Annotated in this window: 25 protein-coding genes; 18 read left to right on the plus strand and 7 right to left on the minus strand. The window is 45.0% G+C overall.

Annotated elements, in window-relative coordinates; translation table 11 throughout:
• The first annotated feature begins 3 nt into the window (after positions 1 to 3).
• From BLS64_RS02890 to BLS64_RS02900, 3 genes are all read left to right on the plus strand, one after another.
• Complete coding sequence (locus tag BLS64_RS02890) at positions 4 to 522, plus strand: 3-hydroxyanthranilate 3,4-dioxygenase (protein WP_093111519.1); 519 nt, start codon at positions 4 to 6, stop codon at positions 520 to 522.
• Between the two features lie 109 nt (positions 523 to 631).
• Positions 632 to 2,185, plus strand: coding sequence for an L-piperidine-6-carboxylate dehydrogenase (gene amaB / locus BLS64_RS02895; RefSeq protein ID WP_093111521.1), 1,554 nt, complete (start codon positions 632 to 634; stop codon positions 2,183 to 2,185).
• A 154-nt stretch (positions 2,186 to 2,339) separates the two neighbouring features.
• Positions 2,340 to 2,936 carry a nuclear transport factor 2 family protein gene (locus BLS64_RS02900; RefSeq protein ID WP_093111523.1) on the plus strand — a complete coding sequence of 199 codons (597 nt, stop codon included), beginning with the start codon at positions 2,340 to 2,342 and terminating at the stop codon, positions 2,934 to 2,936.
• Here the strand turns inward: BLS64_RS02900 and BLS64_RS02905 are convergent, their stop codons facing one another.
• On the minus strand, positions 2,937 to 3,893 hold the full coding sequence (locus BLS64_RS02905) for an EamA family transporter (protein WP_093112287.1): 957 nt from the start codon (positions 3,891 to 3,893) through the stop codon (positions 2,937 to 2,939).
• 112 nt (positions 3,894 to 4,005) lie between these two features.
• On the opposite strand from BLS64_RS02905, the gene BLS64_RS02910 reads away from it, so the two are divergent.
• Genes BLS64_RS02910 through BLS64_RS02920 form a run of 3 tightly spaced genes read left to right on the plus strand, consistent with a single transcriptional unit; the run spans position 4,006 to position 6,733 of the window.
• The gene (locus tag BLS64_RS02910; protein ID WP_245693363.1) at positions 4,006 to 5,193 is read left to right on the plus strand and encodes a CapA family protein; all 1,188 of its coding nucleotides are present in this window, start codon (positions 4,006 to 4,008) and stop codon (positions 5,191 to 5,193) included.
• Between the two features lie 40 nt (positions 5,194 to 5,233).
• Positions 5,234 to 5,779, plus strand: a complete 546-nt coding sequence (locus tag BLS64_RS02915; RefSeq protein WP_093111525.1) for a GNAT family N-acetyltransferase — start codon at positions 5,234 to 5,236, stop codon at positions 5,777 to 5,779.
• A gap of 42 nt (positions 5,780 to 5,821) precedes the next feature.
• The gene (locus BLS64_RS02920) at positions 5,822 to 6,733 is read left to right on the plus strand and encodes a DUF5996 family protein (RefSeq protein WP_093111527.1); all 912 of its coding nucleotides are present in this window, start codon (positions 5,822 to 5,824) and stop codon (positions 6,731 to 6,733) included.
• Between the two features lie 56 nt (positions 6,734 to 6,789).
• Here the strand turns inward: BLS64_RS02920 and BLS64_RS02925 are convergent, their stop codons facing one another.
• The 5 genes from BLS64_RS02925 to BLS64_RS02945 form a co-directional block, all read right to left on the minus strand.
• Complete coding sequence (locus BLS64_RS02925; RefSeq protein WP_093111529.1) at positions 6,790 to 7,794, minus strand: acyl-ACP desaturase; 1,005 nt, start codon at positions 7,792 to 7,794, stop codon at positions 6,790 to 6,792.
• 106 nt (positions 7,795 to 7,900) lie between these two features.
• Positions 7,901 to 8,629, minus strand: a complete 729-nt coding sequence (locus tag BLS64_RS02930) for a metallophosphoesterase family protein (protein WP_093111531.1) — start codon at positions 8,627 to 8,629, stop codon at positions 7,901 to 7,903.
• A complete protein-coding gene (locus BLS64_RS02935) occupies positions 8,629 to 9,765 on the minus strand; it encodes an ATP-binding protein (RefSeq protein ID WP_093111533.1) in 1,137 nt (378 codons plus the stop codon). The genes BLS64_RS02930 and BLS64_RS02935 overlap by 1 nt, the downstream gene beginning before the upstream one ends.
• A 21-nt stretch (positions 9,766 to 9,786) precedes the next feature.
• The gene (locus BLS64_RS02940) at positions 9,787 to 10,539 is read right to left on the minus strand and encodes an SDR family NAD(P)-dependent oxidoreductase (protein WP_093111535.1); all 753 of its coding nucleotides are present in this window, start codon (positions 10,537 to 10,539) and stop codon (positions 9,787 to 9,789) included.
• 2 nt (positions 10,540 to 10,541) lie between these two features.
• Positions 10,542 to 11,330, minus strand: a complete 789-nt coding sequence (locus BLS64_RS02945; protein WP_093111537.1) for an aldo-keto reductase family protein — start codon at positions 11,328 to 11,330, stop codon at positions 10,542 to 10,544.
• A 151-nt stretch (positions 11,331 to 11,481) separates the two neighbouring features.
• Between BLS64_RS02945 and BLS64_RS02950 the strand changes: the two genes are divergently transcribed.
• From BLS64_RS02950 to BLS64_RS03005, 12 genes are all read left to right on the plus strand, one after another.
• Positions 11,482 to 12,360, plus strand: a complete 879-nt coding sequence (locus BLS64_RS02950) for a DUF4382 domain-containing protein (protein WP_093111539.1) — start codon at positions 11,482 to 11,484, stop codon at positions 12,358 to 12,360.
• Between the two features lie 151 nt (positions 12,361 to 12,511).
• Complete coding sequence (locus tag BLS64_RS02955) at positions 12,512 to 13,516, plus strand: AAA family ATPase (protein WP_093111541.1); 1,005 nt, start codon at positions 12,512 to 12,514, stop codon at positions 13,514 to 13,516.
• Positions 13,517 to 13,605: 89 nt separating this feature from the next.
• Positions 13,606 to 14,472 carry a DUF58 domain-containing protein gene (locus BLS64_RS02960; RefSeq protein ID WP_093111544.1) on the plus strand — a complete coding sequence of 289 codons (867 nt, stop codon included), beginning with the start codon at positions 13,606 to 13,608 and terminating at the stop codon, positions 14,470 to 14,472.
• A 15-nt stretch (positions 14,473 to 14,487) separates the two neighbouring features.
• On the plus strand, positions 14,488 to 16,098 hold the full coding sequence (locus BLS64_RS02965; protein WP_093111546.1) for a DUF4381 family protein: 1,611 nt from the start codon (positions 14,488 to 14,490) through the stop codon (positions 16,096 to 16,098).
• A complete protein-coding gene (locus BLS64_RS02970; protein ID WP_093111548.1) occupies positions 16,098 to 17,102 on the plus strand; it encodes a vWA domain-containing protein in 1,005 nt (334 codons plus the stop codon). The genes BLS64_RS02965 and BLS64_RS02970 overlap by 1 nt, the downstream gene beginning before the upstream one ends.
• Positions 17,103 to 17,113: 11 nt before the next feature.
• Positions 17,114 to 18,151, plus strand: coding sequence for a vWA domain-containing protein (locus tag BLS64_RS02975; RefSeq protein WP_093111550.1), 1,038 nt, complete (start codon positions 17,114 to 17,116; stop codon positions 18,149 to 18,151).
• 15 nt (positions 18,152 to 18,166) lie between these two features.
• A complete protein-coding gene (locus BLS64_RS02980; RefSeq protein WP_245693364.1) occupies positions 18,167 to 19,036 on the plus strand; it encodes a tetratricopeptide repeat protein in 870 nt (289 codons plus the stop codon).
• 7 nt (positions 19,037 to 19,043) lie between these two features.
• Entirely contained in the window at positions 19,044 to 20,807 is a 1,764-nt protein-coding gene (locus BLS64_RS02985) for a BatD family protein (protein ID WP_093111554.1), read from the plus strand.
• Positions 20,804 to 21,553, plus strand: a complete 750-nt coding sequence (locus tag BLS64_RS02990) for an SH3 domain-containing protein (RefSeq protein ID WP_093111556.1) — start codon at positions 20,804 to 20,806, stop codon at positions 21,551 to 21,553. Before BLS64_RS02985 ends, BLS64_RS02990 begins: the two co-directional genes overlap by 4 nt.
• 61 nt (positions 21,554 to 21,614) lie before the next feature.
• Positions 21,615 to 21,905, plus strand: coding sequence for a hypothetical protein (locus tag BLS64_RS02995; protein ID WP_093111558.1), 291 nt, complete (start codon positions 21,615 to 21,617; stop codon positions 21,903 to 21,905).
• A gap of 170 nt (positions 21,906 to 22,075) precedes the next feature.
• Complete coding sequence (locus tag BLS64_RS03000; protein WP_093111560.1) at positions 22,076 to 23,653, plus strand: SulP family inorganic anion transporter; 1,578 nt, start codon at positions 22,076 to 22,078, stop codon at positions 23,651 to 23,653.
• A 54-nt stretch (positions 23,654 to 23,707) separates the two neighbouring features.
• Positions 23,708 to 24,331 (plus strand): carbonic anhydrase family protein, encoded by a 624-nt coding sequence (locus tag BLS64_RS03005; RefSeq protein ID WP_093111562.1) that lies wholly within the window; start codon positions 23,708 to 23,710, stop codon positions 24,329 to 24,331.
• 147 nt (positions 24,332 to 24,478) lie between these two features.
• On the opposite strand, the gene BLS64_RS03010 is transcribed toward BLS64_RS03005, so the two are convergent.
• Positions 24,479 to 25,012: a CvpA family protein gene (locus BLS64_RS03010; RefSeq protein ID WP_093111564.1), complete on the minus strand. Its 534-nt coding sequence runs from the start codon at positions 25,010 to 25,012 to the stop codon at positions 24,479 to 24,481.
• Positions 25,013 to 25,049 lie beyond the last annotated feature (37 nt).

Genomic DNA, 25,049 nt, shown 5'->3' on the forward strand with positions numbered 1-25,049 from the left:
AGAATGCCGACAGCAAAACCTTTCAACCTTAAAAAATGGGTGGAACAGAACCGGGACCTTCTTAAACCTCCGGTAAGCAACAAAAGTTTATATCCAGACTCTGAAGATTATATTGTGATGGTCGTGGGCGGGCCCAATGACCGAAAAGATTACCACTACAATGAGACCGAAGAGCTATTTTACCAGCTGGAAGGGAATATTAAGGTGCATATCCAGGAAGACGGGGAAAAGAAGACCATGGAACTGGGTCCTGGCGATATGTACCTGCACCCGGCAAAGATTCCCCATTCTCCTGTAAGAACAGAGGGTTCTGTGGGGCTGGTCGTAGAAAGGAAAAGGACCGATATCGAGGCCACCGATGGGCTGATGTGGTATTGTGATAACTGCAACAATAAACTTTACGAGGTATTTTTTCCGCTGAACGATATTGAGAATGATTTTCAGAAACACTTCGATCATTTCTACAACAGTGAAGAATTACGTACCTGCAATAAATGCGGGACGGTAATGGAGAAAAAATAAGGGGAATAGGACCTGAAGCAGGATTGGGCCTGGAACAGAGGACTTTCCGTCTTTAATTTTTTATATTCGCAAAAATCCAAACAAAATCATAACAAAACAACAACAACAAATGAGCTCAATAGCTGAAAAATTCGGAATTGATAAAGCGCTTAAGGAATTAGGCATAAATGACATAAATAACGGTACCTCTACCGGAAAGGACTGGTTTTCTCATGGAGAGGAGATCGAATCGTATTCTCCCGTAGACGGAGCATATATTGGAAAGGTAAAGGCCACCACAAAAGAGGATTATGAAAGGGTGATCGAGACGGCTTCTAAAGCTTTCAAGACCTGGAGGAGCATGCCTTCGCCACAGCGCGGGGAGATCGTTCGCAAGTTCAATGATGAGCTGCGTAGACTGAAAGAGCCCCTGGGAAAACTGGTTTCTTACGAAATGGGGAAATCTTACCAGGAAGGTTTAGGAGAAGTGCAGGAGATGATCGACATCTGTGATTTCGCGGTAGGACTTTCTCGACAGCTACACGGATTAACAATGCACTCTGAGCGCCCCGGACATAGAATGTATGAGCAATACCATCCATTGGGAATTGTCGGAGTGATCTCTGCATTCAACTTCCCTGTAGCAGTATGGTCGTGGAACACGGCCCTTGCCTGGGTTTGTGGAGATGTGACCGTGTGGAAAGGTTCAGAAAAGACTCCGTTGACCTCTGTTGCCTGTCAGAACATCGCCGCCAGGGTATTCTCTGAAAACGGACTTCCGGAAGGAATTTCCTGTTTGATCACCGGAGATTACAAAGTGGGAGAGATGATGACCAATGATAAGAGAGTACCTTTAGTTTCGGCGACGGGTTCAATTAGAATGGGTAAAATAGTTGCCCAGGCTGTTGCGGCAAGATTAGGGAAATCTCTGCTGGAACTTGGAGGAAACAACGCCATTATCGTGACTCCCGATGCCAATATAAAGAATACAGTGATAGGAGCAGTTTTCGGAGCTGTAGGTACTTGCGGACAGCGTTGTACTTCTACAAGAAGGCTGATCATCCACGAATCTATTTATGACAAGGTGAAAGATGCCATTGTTGATGCCTATAAGCAATTAAGAATAGGAAACCCACTGGATGAAAATAATCATGTAGGACCGCTTATCGATAAAGATGCCGTTGAAAAATACCAGCACGCCCTTGACAAAGTCGTTGAAGAAGGCGGAAAGATACTTGTTGAAGGAGGTGTTCTTGAAGGCGAAGGTTATGAAAGCGGTTGCTATGTAAAACCGGCTATTGCCGAAGCTCAGAATAGTTTTGAGATCGTACAGCATGAAACATTCGCGCCGGTACTTTACATCATGAAATACAGCGGAGATCTTGAAAATGCCATAGAACTCCAAAACGGGGTGGTGCAGGGCCTTTCTTCGGCTATCATGACCAATAACCTGAGAGAGGCCGAAAGATTCCTTTCTGTTGAAGGGTCTGACTGCGGAATTGCTAATGTAAATATCGGAACCTCTGGTGCCGAAATAGGTGGAGCCTTTGGAGGTGAGAAAGAGACCGGTGGCGGTAGAGAATCAGGTTCAGATGCCTGGAAGGTTTACATGCGCCGTCAGACAAACACAATTAACTACACTACCGAGCTGCCATTAGCACAAGGGATCAAGTTCGATCTTTAGTGGTATAGTGATATTAAAATTGAATGTTGAAAAACCCGCTTCCAGAGAAGCGGGTTTTTTATTTCTATTGATATAAATCATTTAAAATTAATTGGTTAAGCGGTAAATTGAAAAGGTGTATGATGGCCAGTCTGGTCAATTAAAAATTATTGCTATGAAGAAGTTAGTCATTTTTACCGGATTCTTTTTCCTGCTGTTCATTTCCTGTCAGGAGAAGGAGAAAGAAAGAGAAGAGCCTGTGGCTACAAATCAATCTAATTATGAGGTCGCTTCAGAAAAGTATTCAGACCTCAGCGATGAGGCCTTAGATCGTATGTCAACTCTTGACTTTGATGCATGGGGAGAATTACTGGCAGAGGATGTTGAATATTATTTCCCAGATGGAGATGCCAATACCCGTACCATATTAAAGGGAAAAGATGAGGTGGTCAACTGGTGGAAAAGCTGGAAAAACAACACCGGCATAGACAGCATGGAATTCACCGAGAGGGTGCATGTGCCCATTCAGGCTAATACCAGACTTAATTATTCAGGTTTAACGGGAGTGATCGTGATCTCCTATTTTTCCAACAGGATGGTCTACAACGGGCAACCGGCTGACGTAAGGACCAATGTGGCCGTGCATTATACCGAAGACAGTCTTATAGACAGGTTTTACACCTACTATGACAGAACTCCAATTTTAAAGGTTGTTAATGCCAATGTACTTGACATAGTGGTGAAAAAAGATTCGGTGCAGGCAGTGGATTGATCATTGCTGAAGGTTGTCCTGATCGTAATTGCCAGAAAATTTATTCGTGAACCTGGAAAGGATCATCAGTTTTTTCCTGGTGTTAATAAAGTAGACCCCGGTGAGCAGCACGGTTGCTGCCAAACCGGACTGCAGCGTAATTTGCTCGTTCAGGAAATACCAGCCCAGAATCATCGCGATCACTGGATTGACATAAGTAGAAGTAGCCACTTTTTCTGGAGAAACCACCTTTAGCAGGTAATTGAACGCGGTGAAGGCGATTATGCTTCCCAGGAAGATAAGCAGCAACATAGAGATCTGAGTAGGTGCGCTCCAGCTTGTAGGATAGCTCCAGTCTTCCTGAAAAAGGTAACTAGCGATCATCAATTGAATTCCGGCGGTGAACATCTGGTACCCGGTATTGACAAAATGATTTGTGGGTAAATTAGATCTGCCCACGAACAAACTTCCGTAGGACCAGCTAAGCAAACAGGCAAAGATCATGGCTATGCCGGTGAAGGAATTCTCCTGGGATGCCACCTGTTTCTGGCTCACCAGTAGATAGATCCCCACCAGGCCAAGAAAGACACCAACCATTGACATGGGTTGGATCTTTTTCCCGTCGAGGATCAACATTAAAAGAAGAACAACAAGAGGTTGTGCAGAGATCACAAGGGCGGCAAAGCCGCTGTCAATGAATCTCAGTGCCCATACTGCAACCCCATTTCCAAAACCAAGGAACAGAAAACCGGCAATAACGGTATTTGTGAACTGCTGACGGGTTATGCGGAGGCTTTTTCCGGAAAGTTTGGCGAGGATAAAGATGAGCAGCCCTGCAGTACTGAACCTCATTGCTGCCAGCATGAAAGGCGGCAACTCGGTCACCGCGATCTTGTTTAGTACATAGGTAGAGCCCCAGATCACATAAATGGCAAAAAATGCCATGAGTATTAATATCGGACTGCGAGCCTGGGTCATCTTGGATTTTTTAAGAGGTGCAAAATTAGCAATAAACTTCCTCCAAATGATCTTAAAACAATTAATTACTGGCAAAGTTTTCATAACTTTTAAGGAGATGAATAATTGCCATATGTCAATATTTAAACCGCTGTTCTTGCTGTTGATGATCTTCAATGGATTTAACGGTATGGCGCAGGATAAGAAGGAGAAGATGGAGGAAAAAACGATGAAGATATTTCTTTGCGGAGATGTGATGCTCGGCCGCGGGATAGATCAGGCCCTCCCACATTCTGTCGCTCCTGTGCTTTATGAATCCTACGTGAAAGATGCCCGGGATTACATTCGGCTGGCAGAAAGGGAGAACGGCGAGATCGAGCTTCCGGTGAGTTACAACTATATTTGGGGAGATGCCCTTGAAGTATGGAAAGAAAACGCTCCCGACCTTCGGCTTATAAATCTGGAAACCAGCATTACAACTCATGATGTTCCGTGGAAAGGAAAAGGCATACATTATCGAATGCATCCCAAAAACGCAGAAGCCCTTAAGGTGGCAAAGATCGGTCATGTAAGTCTTGCAAATAATCATGTGCTGGATTGGGGCCGAACAGGACTTAAAGAGACCTTTTCTACTCTTAAAGCTGCCGGAATAGGATTTTCAGGAGCAGGGGTAAATGCTAAAAAGGCTTCGGAACCTTCTGTGTTTAGCCGAAAAGGCGGCAGGGTATTAGTGTTCTCCTATGGCTCTCCCAGCAGTGGAATTCCTTATGACTGGGCTGCAGAAAAAGAGCTTTCAGGAGTGAATTTTTTACCCTCTTTAGATCAGGAGCAGATCAATATTATTAAAACAAATGTAAAAGCCTATAAAGAACCGGGCGATCTGGTGATCCTTTCCCTTCATTGGGGTGGGAACTGGGGCTACGATGTTCCTTCTCGGCAACGCAATTTTGCGCACAATCTTATCGACGAAGCCGGAGTAGATGCCATCTACGGGCATTCCTCCCATCACCCCATGGGGATAGAGGTCTACAGGGATAAACTGATCATCTACGGTGCAGGGGACTTCATCAACGATTATGAAGGAATAAGCGGGCATGAGGAATACCGCAGTGAACTCACTTTAATGTACTTTCCTCAATTTGAAAAGAACGGAAAGCTGAAAGCCTTGAAAATGGTGCCGATGAGGATCAAAAATTTACAGCTGCACCGGGCTAAGGAAAGGGAAGCGGTTTGGTTGCGAAACCTGCTGAAAAGAGAGGGCAGGAAATTTGGCAGCTCGGTTAAAATGGATTCAGATCATGCCTTGTGGCTGGTATGGTAAGCTTTAAATTCAGTAATATTGAAGATCAATAGCTCACAAAATGAAATATTTATTGGAAGGAGAGGAGACAGAAAGATTAAAGTTTCGTCTTCTCGAGGAAGGAGATTTTAGGGACTGGGCGCCTTTATTCCGAATCGAAAATGTAGCCGAATTTCTCGCTTTAGATTCTTCCTTGTCGGAAAATGAGCTCTGCGCACTATGGTTTGAAAAGATCTTTCACAGGTACGAGAATGATCTCGGCGGGATGAATGTTCTGATCGATAAACAAACGGGTCGTTTAGTAGGCCAGTGCGGCCTTCTAGTACAATCTGTTGAAGAAGTACAAAGACTGGAAATAGGATATTCCATATTACCTGAATTCTGGGGGATAGGATATGCCTCTGAGGCTGCCCAAAAATGTAAAGATTATGCCTTTTCTAATGACCTTGCAAATTCTCTCATTTCCATGGTACATGTCGACAATATCAGGTCTGAAAAAGTAGCTCGCAAGAACGGCATGTCGCTTGAAAGAACGCTGGAGAATTACAAAGGCACTCGGGCCAATATTTTCAGTATTAACAAAAACGAATGGCTTGCAAGAGAATGAAATGAACTAAAAAATTGCTCCCCTTAATCAATATATAGAATCATGGAAAATGAAAAATGGCCTCGGCTATCATATGAGGAGGGGAAAGCAACTTATGAGACAATTCATTTATGGACCCAGATACTCGGAAAGATCAAATTAACATCTTTACCCTGGATCAGTCATTCCTGGCACGTGACGTTGCTGATCACCCCCACCGGACTTACAACCGGTGATCTTCCTTCTGAAAAAAAAGATTTTCAGATCAACCTGGATTTTTTGGAAAATCAGGTAACGATCACCACAAGCCAAAACGAAAACAGAACCATCAGCCTTCTTGATCTCTCTGTGGCCCAGTTCTATGAAAAATTAATGAGCGAACTTAAGAAACTGGGAATTGCTGTTGTGATCAATAAGGTGCCAAATGAGTTGGTTGATCCCATTGCATTTGATAAAGATCAACTCCATTCCACTTATGTACCTAAGGTGGCCGAAGATTTTCAACACGCACTTTTAAAATCAAATAAAATCTTTACCGAATTTAGATCAAGGTTCATTGGAAAGTGCAGTCCTGTCCATTTCTTTTGGGGCAGTTTTGACCTGGCTGTAAGCAGGTTTTCCGGGAGAAAAGCTCCAGAACATCCTGGCGGCTTTCCTAATTTACCCGACAGGGTGGCCAGAGAGGCCTATTCTCATGAAGTGAGCAGCTGCGGATTTTGGCCCGGAAATGAAATAGTTCCCTTCGCGGCTTTTTACAGTTACATTTATCCGGAACCCGATGGCTTCAGTTCGGCTTCAGTAAAACCTGAAGCTGCCTATTACCACAAAGAAATGGGAGAATTCATTTTACCCTATTCTGAAGTGCAGAGGTCAGAAAACCCGGAGAAAGATTTAATGGATTTTCTTCAAAGTACCTATGAAGCTGCGGCAGACCTGGCAAAATGGGACAGGAAGGAGCTCGAAAGACCTGAATAAGAGTATTCTCAACAAAGCCTTCTATAAAAAAACCCGCGAAAGCGGGTTTGAATATTTTATAAAGTTCCGTTTGGTGCTACCCAGGCAAATTGATGAGGATCCTGCGGTACTTTGATCCTTTCAGCGATCCTGGACATCCTGTCCGGAAGTTTCATCAGGTAATCGCGGGCTTTTTCGGCCCTATCTGTAAGCGAGTTCATCTTGTCGATCTCCCAAAAATCATTCAGCTTCTGAAGAATATCAATGTAATCCTGAGTAGTATACACTCCAAGTCTTTGCGCGGCGTTAGAGAAATTCTCAAAAGCTTCGCCAATTCCCTGGCCAGATTCTCTGATGAATTGCGCCGGCATCACGATCTTCTTCTTCATCATGTCCTCAAAGGCCAGCATCATCTCACTTGGGTCATACTCAAAAATGGTCTTGACAAATTCCCTGTATGCCAAATGGTGTCTCATCTCGTCACCGGCAATAATGTTGCACATCTTGGCCAGCATCTTATTTCCTTTTTTACGGGCCAACTGCCCCACTCTTTTGTGAGAAATATTCGTGGCCAGTTCCTGAAAGCTGGTATAGACGAAATTGCGGTAAGGATCCCTTCCTGTACCTATGTCAAATCCGTCGTTAATCAAGTATTGAGTAGTCTTTTCTATCTCTTTCATGTCTACCCTTCCGGAGAGGTAAAGGTACTTGTTCAAAGTGTCTCCATGACGGTTCTCTTCACCTGTCCAGTGGCGTATCCATTTCGCCCATCCGTTTTGCAGCCCTTTTTGTTGACCGTGCTGCTCCACGCCTTCCATATCCATCAACCAGGATTCGTAAGTAGGCAGGGCCTCTTCAGTAACCATGTCGGCTACCAGGACCACCCAGAAATCATACCCAAGTTCTTTGGCCTCTTCCCTTATCTGCGTTACCTCGTCAAAAAAATTTTCGTCCTGAGAATTAGGCAAAAGATCTGTAGGCTGCCAAATATCTTCTACGGGAACCAGGTATTTCTCCACGAACTCATCTATAGATTTCTCTACAGTTTTCATTACCTCAAGTCTAATATTCTCTAAAGCCATAATTTAATCTTAGGGTTTAATAAGGTCAATAACCAGACCAGGTTTAATTCTGGCGGGCTAATCTACAAATGTAAAAAGATAAAAATGCCCAAAATTTAAAGAAATCTTAATTTCTGCCGTTTTCACTGGGGTATAGCCTCCACACTTCGTCACTTTGATAGACCTCTTTAGAGTAGACATCCATCAGCGATAGCCTGCCTTTAAAGGCAGCCCCGGTGTCGACGTTATAGATATTGGCGGCTTTAAACGGTTTGGTCTGGCCAATGCGGGTCACGGGAGTATGGCCAATAAAGATCTCCTTGAATAGCTCCAGTCTTTTTGGATAGCCAATATCCCCCGGTTCCAGAGCCGGATCTATGCACAAAGCCATTTCCCACAGGGTGCGATCCCAATAGAAGGGAGTGGGAGTGTACTCCTCCTCGGGGCCTTTTTGATTGGTGAAGCCGGCATGTACAAAGAGTCGTTCTTCTTTATCGATGTAATAATTGACCATTTGATCAAAGAACCTGATATGCTCTTCTTTTTCTTCTTCAGAAAACTGCCGGTAAGCGTCAATGCTAGATTGCCCCCCGTGTTGCAGCCATTTTTCATTGAGCTCTCCATCCCTGAGCCATCTGTGCGTTAGGTCGTCATGATTGCCGCGTAAAAAGATGCAGGTGTTCTGTTTGGCCAGTTCGATCAAGTAGGTGACCACATTGGCAGAATCGCTCCACCCGTCTACATAATCACCCAGAAAGATCAGCTGATCATCTGGTGTGACCTCTGCTCTTTCTAACAGCTGCACGAGAGCCTTCAGTCCGCCGTGTATATCTCCTATGACAAGGGTTCTATTCATTAGTTGTATTTCACTTTTCGCAATATTCTAAGGCTTTCCTTGTATTGCTGGTAAACTTTATCATTGTGTTCCTTCAGCTCTTTCCGAGCTTCTTCCATACGTTCAATAGCGTCTTTGAAGCCGTTAAAGTAACAAATAAGATAGGTCGCGGGCAGGTTGAAAAGATCTTTTTCTTCATGCGGGGTCAATTCCAGGCCTCCCCGTAGTTTATTCAGCAATGCGTTATTGGTGTTGAAAATGTGGTGCAGGGTCTTCTTTTCAAATTGAGGAGGTTCAAAAAGCAGATCAGTCTTCATCTCGTAAGTAGCGTTGTCTTTAAAATGGATCTCGACTTCTTCGAGCGGATAATACCTGTATTGCTCCTTTAAACCAAGCCTCACGAATTCGACAATTTTAAAAGCATCTGCTGAAATATTAATGCTCACCTCATCCAGTTCAGAATAGAACAACTTCACCTGTTCGTTGATCAGGGCAATATCAACCCTTGAAAAATAGGTTTTTTCTTTGACCACTTTTTTCTTGCCAGACCAGCATACCACGAAATACTCTTTGAAGACCTTATATCCCGGGTTAAGATCTTCATGTTTCTTGTAAAAATCGAACACCCCGTCAAGTGTTAATTCAATGTTGTTACGGGAGTGAGCTTCAATAGAGGCTACCACTTCCTCGTTGTTATTCTTGAGCTTGGTGCTGAACTCTGCGGGCATGCTGATGCTTCCCTCCCTGTAAAATGCTGTTCCGGCGGTGTATTTCCAGAGGTTCTTCCGCAGAGAACATATTCTTTCATTGTTGGGCCGTACGGTTACCAGGCCCACCACCAGGTCATCGGGTAAATGCGGAAAGGGAATATTCTCATAAGAGATGAGCGGCGGATTCTCCAGGTACGCGTTTACCAGGTTCTGTATCTTGCTGTCGTCAAAGAAATCCACCCCTTTAATGCTGTTATCGGCATCTTCGACTCCAATTACTATGAAAGAATTGTTATGCGGATTGGAATTGGAAAGTGCGCACACATGCTTTAAAAATTTCGCTTTTCCCTCTTTTTCCCCCAGGTCTATCTGGCGCTTCTTGTCATAAAAGCTGTTCTCGCTGTTATGCGCAAGCAGGTTTTTAATGAGAAGCCGTTTGTTGATCATGGGGGATAATCTTTGAACGTTCTATTCCTTGTGAAGAATGGTGGAGCTGGCCTGCGCGGTGGGCAATACCAGCAGGTCGGCGACGTTAACGTGAGGAGGACGGGTCACCATAAAAACGATAATATCGGCAATGTCTTCAGGAGTCAGGGGCTGATAACCTTCATACACAGATTTTGCCCTTTCTGAATCACCTTTAAAACGAACATCGCTGAAGCCGGTTTCCACCAGCCCGGGGTTAATGGCACCAACCCTTATTCCGAGTCCATTGAGGTCTATTCTCATCCCTTTGTTGATGGCATCTACCGCGTGTTTGCTGGCGCTGTAGACATTGCCGTTAGGATACACCTCTTTCCCGGCGATAGATCCTATGTTAATTATGTGGCCCGATTTTCTCTCGGCCATCTGAGGAAGCACGGCATTGCTCACATAAAGTAATCCTTTAACGTTAATGTCTATCATGGCGTCCCAGTCTTCCAGGTCTCCGGTGTGAATGGGGTCCAGCCCATGGGCATTGCCGGCGTTGTTCACCAGGATATCGATGTGGCTGAATTCCTGCGGAAGTTCCTGAATGGCTTTGTTTACTTCTTCTTTATGGCGAACATCAAACCTAAGGGTGTGCACGTTCACCTGGTTTCCAAGTTCTTCTGCCAATTCTTCAAGAGCGTCTTTTCTTCTTCCGCAGATGATGAGGTTATGCCCTTCGGCTGCAAGAGCCTTGGCCGCCGCTCTTCCAATTCCGCTGGTCGCTCCTGTGATGAGTGCTGTTTTTGTCATTTCTAAAATGCTGTTTTTGAATCTATTTTCTTCGGAAGGTTTTTCCAGTCTTCCTCGATTAGTTTTAAATGCTGGCCTTTGGCTGCCGAATTTATCTGCTCTATACTATTAACCTGCAATACCGGATGAAAATGCGCCGGGTGCTGTAAAAACCAGGATAAAAAGATCTCCCGGGCATTATGCTGATATTTTTGTACCAGGGGCTCCAAAAGCCGGTCATATTTTTCAGTTTCCTGGAGGTTTATCCACACCATTTCCGTCATGTCAGCTGTACCGGGTTGTTTCAAAGTTAATGTTTTCATTGAAGCTGAAGTAAAATTCCAGCTGGTGAGACTGGCTTTGACCGAATTTTTCTCCAGGGGAACTGTGGTAGACGGATCATGAAGATCAAAAACTCCCATTTCCACTATTTTTCCCTGTGAGAACAGCCTTTCCACTGCTGGCATCACGATCTCCGCCGGGGTTCGCAGGTCCAGGAAAAAGAGATCCAAATAATCAGTTTTGAGATGGTTTAGAGTTTCTTCTACTTTGGCTATAAGCTCGTCCGGATCTTTTGGGACAGCGTTCATGCCGCCTATAAGCTGAATTTCGTCCCGGCTCAACCCGCTCTCGCTCAATGCAGTTCCCAGAGAATTGTCCTGCAAGATCTCCCTTTGGGGGCCAATGGCCAGGAAGGATGTAATGTCTTTTTCTACGCTGTGTTGAAAGAATCTGATTTTGTCTCCCCAAGTGCTTTTTTCCCATCCGGTTATATCCTGAATTATACGGGAATATGAATTTTTCTGCCTCATATTTTAAATGTATGAAACTAAAAGAGTTCAGGTAAAATGGCGGCTGTTAAAGCAGCTACGAGTAAAGTTAAAAAAAGTTAAAGTCCGTTCGTCGATAAATTAAATCCTTTTATCGGCCGTTATTAAGCCTGAAAACCTAAAAAACCTATTTATGAAAAAGTACAATTTATTTCTAATGCTCTTTGTTTTTGCCGCCACGCTAATTAGCTGTAGTGATGATGAAGACGATTCCATGAATACTGAAGGCACCGCACAGGTGGCTGTAAAACTTACCGATGCGCCCGGCGATTATGAGGAGGTATGGGTAGAAGTGGAAGACGTTATGGTTAAAATGGAAGCAGAAACCACTGCCGAAACCGGAACAGAGTCCGACGGTGAAACGGGCGACGAAGAAGGCTGGGTAAGTTTGGGTATCGCTGAAACCAAAGAGATCAACCTGTTGGAACTAACAGGTGGTGTCACCGAATTTTTGGCTGAAGCCGAAATCCCTGCAGGATATCTTCAGGAGATCAGGCTGGTACTGGGAGACAATAATACCATAGTAGTTGATGGGAATGAGTTGGTATTAGACACTCCAAGCGCACAACAATCCGGACTTAAACTAAAGGTAGGTCAGGAACTTCAAGCCGATACCTACTACACTTTTATTCTGGATTTTGATGTAGATCAATCTGTGGTGAGTCAGGGTAATGGCGGATACAGCCTGAAGCCTGTAATTCGTCTTTCTTTGGATGAGACTTCAGGATCGATCGCCGGCATTGTCACAGGTTCGACAGAGCCTGTACTGGTAGAGGCACAAAGTTCAGCCGGAACTGTTTCTGCTTATACCAATGCAGAAGGAGTATTTCAGCTGCATGGTCTTGAGCCGGGAACTTATGTGTTGACCGCGACTCCTGAAGAAGGACTTGGTCTTGAAGCCGCTGTTGTGAATAATATTGAAGTTGAGCAAGGCGTGGTGACCGAACTGGAGGAGCCTATCATCCTGGAAGGATCTACCGAAACCGAGACTGGTACCGGTACCGAGGGATAATTTTCACCTGACATATACAGATAAAAAAGGCAGCGCTAACCCCGCTGCTTTTTTATTTTAACTTAAATTTAACAAAAAACGGTTGAATATTTGTTGGGCTTGTGGCGTTCCTTTTGGTTGATTATCTTCACCACTCTTAAATTTAACATTCATGCAGGACAATAACAGTGCAATAGACATAGCCAGTATCAACGAAAAAATAGAGCGCGAGAGCGCTTTTGTAGACATTCTTTCCGCAGAAATGAAGAAGGTCATCGTGGGCCAGAAACACATGGTTGAACGTTTGCTGATTGGTCTTTTAGGGCAGGGGCACATTCTTTTAGAAGGAGTGCCGGGGCTTGCAAAGACCCTCGCCATCAATACGCTTTCTAAAGCGGTTCACGGAAGTTTTAGCAGAATCCAGTTCACACCGGACCTGTTGCCCGCAGATGTTGTGGGTACGCTGATTTATAACATGAAGCTGAACGACTTCAGCATTAAGAAAGGGCCGATCTTCGCCAACTTTGTACTTGCCGATGAGATTAACCGGGCGCCTGCCAAGGTGCAATCGGCTTTGCTGGAGGCAATGCAGGAAAAGCAGGTGACCATTGGGGAAGAGACCTTTATGCTTGATAAACCATTCCTGGTAATGGCCACCCAAAACCCGGTGGAGCAGGAAGGGACCTATCCGCTTCCCGAAGCTCAGGTTGACCGTTTCATGCTGAAGACAGTGATCAAGTATCCAGAGATGAGCGAGGAGCAGATGATCATTCGCGCCAATCTAAAAGGGGCTTTTGAGCAGGTGAATCCGGTGGTGAGCCTGGAGCAGATCCTGCGCGCCCAGGAAGCCGTTCGGGAAGTGTACATGGATGAGAAGATCGAAAAATACATTCTGGATATCGTTTTTGCGACGCGTTTTCCTGAAAAATACAATCTTGAAAATCTAAAGCCGCTCATCAATTTTGGAGCATCTCCAAGGGGAAGTATCAACCTGGCTACAGCGGCAAAATGTTATGCCTTTATCAAGCGCCGCGGTTATGTGGTGCCCGAAGACGTGCGAGCCGTTGTACACGATGTGCTGCGCCACAGGATAGGGATCACCTACGAGGCCGAAGCCGAAAATGTGACTTCAGAAGACATTATCAACAAGATCGTTAACGAGATCGAAGTACCTTAACAATGATCAATATTCAATTAGCAATGATCACAACTGCTGTTGGTCATTGTTAATTGTTTACTGTTAATTGTGAATTGTCAATTGAATAAATGGATACTAAGGAACTTCTAAAGAAAGTACGGAAAATCGAGATCAAGACCCGCCGGTTGAGCGATCATATCTTCGGCGGGGAATATCATTCTACTTTTAAGGGTAGGGGAATGACCTTTAGCGAGGTTAGGCAGTACCAGTTTGGCGATGATGTGAGAAATATTGACTGGAACGTGACCGCCCGTTATTCTGAACCCTTTGTAAAGGTTTTTGAAGAGGAGCGGGAATTGACCATGATGCTGGTCGTGGATGTTTCCGGCTCGGGATTGTTCGGGACAAGGAACAGTTTTAAAAAAGACATCATTACTGAAATTGCCGCTACTTTGGCATTTTCAGCAACCCAGAACAATGATAAGATAGGCCTTATCCTTTTTTCAGATACCATTGAATTATATATCCCGCCGAAGAAGGGCCGTTCCCACGTGCTGCGGATCATCAGGGAACTGCTGGAATTCGAACCCAAGAGTCAGAAAACAGATATTTCTGAAGCTCTTAGTTTCCTTTCCAAAGTCATGAAGAAAAAAGCCATCGTTTTTGTGCTTTCAGACTTTATTGCCGAAGATTACCAGCGTACGCTCAAGATCACCAGCGGCCGGCACGATGTGACCGGTATCAGGGTGTATGACGCCAGGGAAGAGGAGATTCCCAACCTGGGAGTGGTGAACATGCAGGACGAGGAAACCGGAAAGACAATTTTAGTTGACACGTCTTCCCGCTCTGTGAGAAACAGCTACGCAAAACATTACCGGGAGAGGGTCGACTACTTTCAGGAAAGTTTTAGGAAAAGCGGGGCAGGAAACTTAAGCGCCCGGGTCGATGAAAGTTATGTCAAGAAGTTGCTCGGATATTTCAAAATGAGAGGGTGACGATAAAAAGTGAAAATGAACGAATTGCAATTTAATAAAACTACCATTTTCAGATGTTTGCTGTTCTTTAGCATGGCATTTTCCGCGCAGCTTACTGCGCAGGAGGTCAGCGCTACCTTAGATACGGCTTCTATGAGAATTGGAGAGCAGATACGCTACAGTATTTCTGTGGAAACCGATTCGACCGACCTGGTGGTGTTTCCCGAAGGACAAACTTTTTCGCCCCTTGAAATGGTAGAGTTTTTTGCCGCTGACACCAGCCGGGTACAGGACAGGTTCAGGCTCATCAAGGAATATGCGCTTACCCAATGGGACTCCGGCAGCTATACCATTCCGCGGCAGAGGGTAAACATCAATGACAATATTTATTACACCGATTCCCTGCTGGTGGAGGTGGGAACAGTGGTAGTAGATACCACCAAACAAAAAATGTATCCCATAAAGCCTTCGGTCGAAGTGCCTTCAGGATTTTCTGTGCCTGAGTGGGCCTGGTGGGTGCTGGCCGTTTTGCTGCTCGGCCTTCTGGGAGCTTACCTCTTCTTCCGAAGAAGAAAAAAGAAAGCAGAAGCCGCCAAAAAATTACCGCCCTATGAACAGGCCATCTTTGAGCTGCAGCAACTCGATAATTCCCATTTGCTGGAAAAGCGGGAAATAAAAGAATACTATTCGCAGCTTTCGGCTGCCGTTCGCCGTTATCTGGATGGGGAAGTTTTTGACCATGCCATGGAAAGCACCACCGGCGAGCTGATCCTTTACCTGGAACATGAGCGGCAGACCGGCCACCTCAATCTTTCAGATGAGACCATTAAACGCTTAAAAACGATCCTGGAAAGGGCCGATCTTGCCAAGTTCGCTAACTCCCGACCAGATGTGATCACGGCAAAAGAAGACAGGAGCAGCGTTGAAAGTGTTATAAACGATACCAAAGCATCCATTCCGCAGCCTTCCGAAGAAGACCTGTTGAAGGATCAGCAGTACAGGGAGCGCCTGGAAAGGAAAAAGAAAGTAAGAAAGATCGTTATAGGGGTCATTGTCTTTGTGCTGATATTCAGCGGGGCCACAGCCTACATTATCTCTACCCAGGGATTCGATTATTTCAGGGATACCTACCTCGGAAATGAGAGCAAGGAGCTGCTGGAAGGGGAATGGATAAGAAGTGAATACGGTTCGCCGGCGGTGACCGTGACCACACCCGAAGTCCTGGTAAGGGTGGTCAACGATTCTACTGCAAGAGCTGCCGGAAAAGAAACTTTTAGGGCAGGCAGCGTGGAAGGCAATTTGTATGTTGATCTCAATACCCGGCCAGCCGGGCAGGACTTCAAACTGGAGTCTGCTGTCGAAGAGGTCTATGCCTATCTCGAAAAAAGGGGCGCCCGAAATATTATTACCAAGCAGGAGGAGATAGCCACCCTTAACGGCGCCAAAGGCCTCAAGATCTTCGGAACCATGGGAATGGAAATGGAAGATTCAGACAAGATCCTTCAAAAGGAATATGCTATCCTCAATTTTGGGGAAGGCGGGGGTTACCAGCAGATCGTGGTGATCTACAATGAAGGGGATTCCTTTGCTGAAGAGATATCTGAAAGGATCACGGCCTCTGTTGAACTAAGAAATGCTGAAAATTAATGTTTGAAAATATCATTTTTGAGGATCCTCATTTTTTCTGGTTTTTGCTGCTGCTTCCGGTAGCCATCGCCTGGTATATTTGGAAGAGGAATAGGCAAACCGCTGAGCTGAAGATCTCCAGTACCCGGGGATTCAAAGCCAATCCAGGATTCCTCGGAAGGTTACGGCCTGTGCTGTTCATCTTGCGGTTACTGGTACTGGCACTTGTAATTACAGCTCTTGCACGCCCAAGAACGGTAGATGTTTCCAGCCGCACCAGCAGTACTATGGGGATCGACATTGCCATGGCCATTGATGTTTCGGCCAGTATGCTGGCGCGCGACCTGGAGCCCAACAGGCTCGAGGCGACCAAAGAAGTGGCCGGGGAATTCATCAAGAATCGGCCGGGAGACAGGATAGGATTGGTGGTCTACGCGGGAGAAAGTTTTACAAAAACACCTATTACCAGTGACAAAAGCATCGTGCTAAGTTCGCTTGAAGATGTGGAATATGACAATGTCCTGGAGAACGGCACCGCGATAGGAATGGGGCTGGCCACTTCAGTGAATCGTCTAAAAGACAGTGAAGCAGAAAGCAAGGTGATCATTCTGCTTACCGACGGGATGAACAACGCCGGCTTTATAGAACCTAAGATCGCCAGTGAACTGGCTGTGGAATTCGGGATCAAGGTGTACACCATTGGAGTAGGGAGCAACGGTACCGCATTATCGCCGGTAGCTATCCGCCCTGACGGTACTTTCCAGTATGGTAGGGTGCCGGTAGAGATCGATGAGGATCTGTTAAAGGAGATCGCAGAGGATACGGGAGGAAAATATTTCCGCGCGACAAACAATGAAAAACTGGAGGAGATCTATGAAGAGATCGACGCACTTGAAAAAACAGAAATAGAAGAGTTTAAATTTTACAATTATGAAGAGAAGTACAGGCCACTCATTTTACTGGCCGGATTTTTCCTGATCTTCGAAGTGTTGTTAAGATTCACCTTTTTCCGAAGCTTTATTTAAAATACGATCGAATGTTCCTTTTAGAAGATAAGACATATTTGTGGTTGCTGCTCATCATTCCGGTGATCGTCCTGCTGTTCGGCATGCTGGTGATCTGGAAGAAGCGCACCCAGCGAAAATTCGCAGATAAGGAACTGCTGCAAAAGCTGAGTCCGGAAAGGTCTTTGGGAAAATCTGTCCTGAAGGTTGTGGTTCTTTCTTTAGCTATCGCCAGTCTGGCTATTGCCCTTGCGAATCCACAATTTGGCACAAAATTGGAAACGGTAAAAAGGGAAGGAGTTGATGTGGTTTTTGCCCTGGATGTCTCTAAAAGTATGCTGGCCGAGGATATCGCGCCCAACCGGCTTGAGAAATCCAAACAGCTGGTAACCCAGATCATCAATAACCTGGCGAGTGACAGGGTAGGGATCATAGCCTATGCCGGAAGCGCTTTTCCGCAGTTGCCTATCACGACAGATTACGGGGCGGCAAAAATGTTCCTCCAGGCCATGAATACAGACATGATCTCTTCGCAGGGAACGGCCATCAAAGAAGCCATTGAGCTGGCCACTACTTATTTTAACGATGAAGACCAGACCAACCGTATTCTCTTCCTTATCAGTGACGGGGAAGATCACGAGGGGCAGGTAGAAGAGATCGCCGAAGAAGCGGCCAGGGAAGGCATAAGAATAGTGACCATTGGAGTGGGAACCGCGAAAGGAGGGCCTATTCCGGAGAAAAGAAGGGGTGTCACCCAGAGTTATAAAAAAGACAACAGCGGTCAAACCGTGATCACCCGGCTTAATGCCGAAACCTTGAAAGAGATCGCCAATGCCGCGAACGGGGAATATATTGACGGAAGTGTGACCACCGAAGTGGTAGAGCAGGTGACAACCATCCTTCAGAACATGGATAAAAAGGAATTCGAGTCTCAGCAAATAGCCGAGTACAAAAGTCAGTTTCAGTGGTTCCTTGGATTAGGGCTGTTCTTTTTGTTCCTGGATATCCTCTTGCTGGAACGTCGCACTTCCTGGCTGAAAAGATTAAATTTGTTCAATGAAGAAAAATAGCCGAAAATGAAGCTGATGAAAATAGCATTTTTGAGTGTTCTTTTGCTGGTATTCGTACCTGCAATGGCTCAGGAAGATCCTGAGAAGGCGGGACGTTTGGCTAAGAAATACATGCAGGAGGCCGAAGCGGCGCTTGAGGAAAATGACCTGGCTGCTGCCGAAGCGCTTTACCGCAAGGCTATCGCCAAAGATCCGTCGAATGCCGAAGCGCGCTATAACCTGGGGAATATCTATTATAATAATGAGATCACCGGCGAGGCAGTCGAAAGACATACCCAATCGGCTAAAGTGGCAGAAGCAAAACCGCTTAAGCACGACGCTTTTCACAACCAGGGAAATTCCTTCATGAAGCAGGAAAAGTACCGGGAAGCCGTGGAGGCCTATAAGAATTCCCTTCGGAATAACCCCAATGACGAGGAGACTCGTTACAATCTCGCCCTGGCAAAAAAGATGCTGGAAGAAGAGAAGAAAGGCGGCGGAGATGAGAATAAGGATGATCAGAAAAAAGATCAGCAGGACCAGAAGAAAGATCAGAAACAAGATAATAAGGATCAAGAGGGAGACGAAGGAGATAAAGAGAAGAATGAGGACGGAAAGCCCGAAGATCAGAACAAGGGCGGAGAAAAGGACGATAAAGATAAAAAAGAAGGCGACGATAAGAAGGAAAATGACGGCAAGCCCAAGGACGATGAGCAGCAAAAGAACCAGGGCGATAAGTCTGATGAAGAGCAGCCAAGGCAGCCACAGCCACGGCCGGGACAATTGTCACCGCAGCAGGTAAAGAACCTGTTGGAAGCCATGGGGAATGAAGAAAAGAAGGTACAGGAGAAAATAAACGCCAAGAAAATGAAAGGCGCGAAGACAAAAACTGAAAAAGACTGGTAATAATCAAATGAAAAGTAAGTTTATATTTTTAGCTTTTTTGATGATCACAGGTTTTGCCTGTGCCCAGGTGCAGTTCGAAGCAAAGGCCAGCAAGACCAAACTGGGTGTTAACGAGCGCCTACGGATAGACTTTACCATGAATGAAGATGGCGATAATTTCAATCCGCCTTCTTTTTCCAATTTTACGGTGGTGGGTGGCCCAAACCAGTCTGTGAGCAACAGCTGGATCAACGGGAAGAGAAGTTATTCCAAAACCTACAGTTATTTTTTAGCGCCCAAAAAGCGGGGTAATTTCACCATCGGCCAGGCAGAGATCACTATTGAAGGCAATGTTTATAAAACCACTCCGGTAGATATTGAAGTGACCGCGGCCGTTGACGAACCTACAGATGGGAATAATTCTGAATACATCGCTTCAGAGAACCTGCACCTGGTAGCCGAGATCTCCAACACCAATCCGTATCTCAACGAAGCGATTACCGTGGTCTATAAGCTGTATGTGAGTCCGCGTATCAATGTGAGCGACTGGCGGCAGATCGACAATCCCAAGTTCAGTGATTTCTGGAGCCAGAACATAGACATGCAGCGCTTGCAGGTAGAGAACGGCGAGTATAAGGGCGAACCTTATCGTTACGTGGTGCTTCGGAAGACCGTCCTTTATCCGCAGAAGACCGGAAAACTCGACATTGAGCCGTTGACGCTTTCAGTTTCGGTAGATGTTCCCGGTGACCGAAGGGATATCTTCGGAAACCGTTTTTACGAAACCGTTGACAAGACCGTCGCGGCCGGTAACCGTACCATCAATGTGAAGCCGCTGCCGGCAGAAGGAAAACCCGCAGGCTTTACCGGTGCCGTGGGGAGAAATCTTAGCTTCAGAGTAACTGCAGACAAGCAGGAGCTCAATGCCACCGAATCATTGCAGGCAAAAGTGCAGGTAAGCGGGCAGGGGAACCTTAAACTGTTCGATCTTCCGACACTTACCGTTCCTGCTTCGGTTGAAAAATATGAACCGGAGTATGTTGAAGATGTCACCACTAACCTAAACGGAATGCAGGGAAGCATTTCCAATACCTATACCCTGGTGCCGCAGGCGAAAGGTAAATACCCCATTCCGCCGGTGTCTTTTTCCTATTTTGACCTTAAGAGTGAAACCTATAGAACCCTAACTTCAGACGAGATACTGCTGAACGTGAACGCTGCACCCGCAGGACAGATTGCGGGAGCTTCTGGAAGTTCAAACGTAGTGACCCAACAGGTGCCTTCCGCAGCAAGCCAGTTCAGGTATATCAAGCTTAATTCAGATTTAACACCCATCGGTCAAACACCTTTTATTAGATCGGTGCTTTTTTGGAGCCTTTTCGCCTTACCGCTGTTGTTGATCCCTGTAGCGATCTTTTTTGGAAAAAGACGGGAAGCCATTGCGGGAGACGTGAAAGGAAACAGGATCAAAAAGGCCGACAGGCTGGCAAGAAAATACCTTTCTGAAGCAAAACGTAATCTGGGTGACCAGAAGAAATTCTATGAATCGCTGGAAAGGGCACTGCACAACTACCTCAAGGCAAAACTGCATATTCAGACCAGCGAAATGAGCAAGGAGCGCATCAGGGAACTGCTCAGCACACGGCGGGTTGACGCCAACACGGTGACACAGTTCATCAAACTGCTTGAAAGCTGTGAATTTGCCAGGTATACCCCGGCTTCAAACGTGGCCATGCGACAGGATTATGACAAGGCTGTAGAAGTGATTTCAGAAATAGATAAACAGGTATGAAAAAGTTGATTTATTTACTGCTGATGTTATTCGGGTTGTCGGGAATGGCCCAGAACGAAGAGGCTTTTGAAAAGGCTAATTCTGCCTACGCCGATGGCGATTATGAAGAGGCCGTGGAGTTATATAACCAGATCCTCGAGAACGGGGAAGCTTCTGTAGCGGTTCATTATAATCTTGGAAACAGTTACTACAAGCTCAACAGGATCGGGCCAAGTATTTATCATTATGAAAAGGCGCTGAAAATGAAACCCGGTGACCAGGATGTGGTTAACAACCTGCAGTTTGCCCGCAACATGGCCATAGATGTCATTGAAGAGCCGCGGGAAGGAGGTTTTTCGCAGTTCCTGGATTCCACCACCCAACTTTTTTCACCTTCCGGTTGGGGCTGGGTCGCTATCTTTTGCATGCTGCTGTTCGTAGCCTTCTTTTTGGCGTATTACTTCAGCCGAAAAACCCTTTTTAAAAGGATGTTCTTCATCACTGGTATGATCTTTCTTTTGCTGGGTATCACTTCCGCAGTGATAGGCAACCTAAAGCAGAACCTGCTTGAAAACCGATCTTTTGCCATCGTTTTTTCTGAAGAAGCCGACGTAAGAAGTGAGCCAAATGTAAGGAGTGACGAAGTATTCCTTCTTCATGAAGGGGCCAAGGTAAAGGTAACCGAAGATTTTCAGGGCTGGTACGAAATCGAACTGCCTAACGGAAGCCAGGGATGGATAGAGAAATCGGCGCTGCGGCTGCTATAGCGAGCTGTTAAAGTCCAAAAAGATGACTGGCATCATTGGATAATTTTATACTTTTGCGCCCGTGAAAAGCATAGCTTACATCTTATCTATAGTTTTCCTGTCGTTCGTGGCAGGTCCTACTATCATCAGTATCATAGATGATTCTGTAGATGTGTCTTTTGCTTTCACTGCCAATGAGGAAGAAAATTCCTCGAAGAATCAGGTGAATTTTGAGTACATTATTGAAAAGGCCTTTTCAAATCACGCCAGTATTGAATATTTAAGAACTCACCAAAAGACGACCTATTCTTATAAAGAGGATTACCACAAGGTTTATCTAGAAGTTACCTCCCCGCCGCCTAAACATTCATAATACCTCCGTTTTTACAGATCTCCTGCACACAGGTCCATTTTCAATGGTCCCGAGAGGCTATTCCTATGCTTTTTAGCAGCTGAATGAGCCGGAGGTCATCAATTTAATTTTTACGTATTTATTTCATTAAGGCAGGTCTTGTCGAGGTCTGTCCCTAAAAACTATTATGAATGTTTAAGCAAATCAATAAAGATTTTCCGGCAAGTATTGTCGTATTTTTTGTCGCCCTTCCCCTTTGCCTTGGTATAGCACTTGCCAGTGGCGCTCCGTTATTTTCTGGTTTAATTGCCGGTATAGTTGGTGGCATCGTAGTGGGTGCATTAAGTAAATCCAGCCTTGGAGTGAGTGGTCCTGCTGCAGGTTTGGCGGCCATCGTCCTTGCAGCCATTGCGAGTTTAGGAAGTTACCAGGACTTTCTGTTAGCCGTTGTACTGGCAGGAGCGATCCAGATCTTATTTGGAGTCCTTAAGGCGGGGGTAATTGGGTATTATTTTCCGTCATCGGTTATTAAGGGAATGCTAACCGGTATTGGGATCATAATAATCCTTAAGCAAATTCCGCATTTCTTTGGATATACCAGTGGGCCAATTGGAGACTGGTATTTCTCTCAATCGGACGGGGAGAATACTTTTTCTGCTATAGGAAAGGTTTTTGATAGCATCAGTTTAGGTTCTACATTAGTAGCAATAGTAGCAATGGCGATCCTTATCTTATGGGATGCGGTACTTACTAAGAAGAGCAAAATTTTCAGGCTAATTCAGGGGCCTGTTGTGGCAGTAGTGGTTGGAATAATTTTTAACTTTTTCACCCAGGACCTTGGGAGTCTTTCAATTGCTAAAAACCTACTTGTAACTGTGCCGGTTCCTGATAGCTTTGATTCCTTTATCGGGCAATTCACTTTTCCTTCATTTCGTATGATAGGAAATTCTGAAATCTGGGTTACCGCATTTACCCTGGCATTGGTAGCGAGTTTGGAAACCTTATTATGCGTGGAAGCGACAGATAAACTGGACCCCCATAAGAGAACCACTCCTACCAATCGCGAGCTATTTGCGCAGGGAACAGGGAACATGGTTTCGGGACTTATTGGAGGACTGCCTATCACCCAGGTGATCGTAAGGAGTTCAGCTAATATTCAGTCCGGTGGACAGACCAAACTTTCTGCTATATTGCACGGAATCTTGCTTTTGATCTCGGTAATTATAATCCCAACAATATTGAACCTGATCCCGTTATCAGTTCTTGCCGCTATTTTATTTTTAGTGGGTTACAAATTGGCAAAGCCGCAACTTTTTGTGCAAATGTATAAGGCAGGCTGGAAGCAGTCCGTGCCTTTCCTGGTTACTGTGGGGGGAATCGTTTTTGCAGATCTTCTGGTTGGTATTACTTTAGGGCTCCTTGTAGGTATAGTTGTCATTCTTATCAAGAGCTACCAGAATTCTTATTTCCTTCACAAAGAAAACGTTGAAAATGGCAGTAAGACAGTGAAGATGACCCTTGCTGAAGAAGTGACTTTCATCAATAAAGGGGCTATCATCAAAGAGCTTAATAACCTCGAGGAAAATTCCTATCTTATCATGGATGTCACCAAGACCCATTATCTTGATAACGATATTGTGGAAATACTGGATGATTTTAAAGTAAAGGCCCAGGAGAGGAACATCAATATTAAAATTGTTTCAGAAAGAGGAATAATTGAAAATCCTGTAAGTTATCAGCAGTTTTTTAATAAGCCAAAAACGGCTTAATTCTGAAGTTAAAGAATTCAGTAAACAATTAATTTTACAATTAAACAGAGAATTATGATAAAAGATATTATTAACAAGGAAAAACAAGACGCATTAAATCCAGAGAAAGTACTTAATGAGCTTTTGGCCGGTAATGAAAGATTTACAGGAAATAAGATGCATGAAAGGGATTTCTCAAGCCAAATAGCCCAGACCAGTGGCGGACAATGGCCGCAGGCCGTGGTTCTAAGCTGTATCGACTCAAGAGTCCCTGTGGAAACCATCTTCGACCAGGGAATCGGAGATATTTTTGTAGCCAGGGTAGCCGGTAACTTTGAAAATACCGACATTCTTGGAAGTATGGAATATTCCTGTAAAGTTGCAGGTAGTAAGCTTGTGTTTGTTTTAGGACATGAAGCCTGTGGGGCGGTAAAAGCAGCCTGTGATCATGTGGAATTGGGAAATATTACTCACCTGCTCTCAAATATTGAGCCTGCCGTTTCTTCAACTAAAACAGATGGAGAAAGAAGCTCTAAAAATGACTCTTTCGTTGCTGATGTTATTGAAAATAACGTAAGGCTTACCATGGAAAGAATAAGAGAAAAAAGCCCAATTCTGAAGGAAATGGAGGAGAAAGGCGAAATAAAGATAGTGGGAGGAGTTTACTCAATTTCGAACGGAAAAGTAAGCCTGTTATAAAAGCGCCTTTTATCGAAGATTTACCAGATCCGGTTTTGGAACTTAGGGGTTCCTGCCGGATCTTTTAATTTATAGCAATTCATATCGGTGATAAAATGGACGAGGGTTGCCAGCTAAACTTCTAAATTGCCCTGTCAAAAGGGAATGTTACGCTTCTTCTTCCTGATCTTCTTCAGAAGGAGTTTCGAATAGTTCCCCTTCTTTTATTTCTTCGATTATAGTCGGCAGCAGCATGGGTGCGAATTCGTGTACCGGCTCATAAAGAATGGATTCTTCCTGAGTTTCTTCATCAACGTGGAAGAGTTCGAAACTTTCCAGGAACATAAAGAAAAGACTGGCCAAAAAAGCCATTTTCAGCATTCCAAAGACCCCGCCCAAAAGCCGGTTTACCAGGCCAAGAGCCAAGAGGTGAGCCGTTTTTGTGAGCACTTTTCCCAGCAGGGATATGAGCAGGGCAACGATAAAAAATGTAATAGCAAACGCAATTATCCCGAGAACCTTTTCATCCCATGAAAAGAAGATAGCCAGAAAATCGAACGTAAGGTGCGAAAAGTGAATGGCTGCATAAATTCCTGCGATAAGGGCAATAAGCGCCGCAAGTTCGGCTAGAAACCCCTTAAAAATTCCCCTAACGATCCCCAGGAGCAGAAAGATGCTAAGGATAAGATCAATGATATTCATGGGCTCAAAGATAGCAATTTCCCGTAGTTAGTAAGTA

The sequence above is a fragment of the Salinimicrobium catena genome, assembly GCF_900102915.1.
Taxonomy (GTDB): Bacteria; Bacteroidota; Bacteroidia; order Flavobacteriales; family Flavobacteriaceae; genus Salinimicrobium; species Salinimicrobium catena.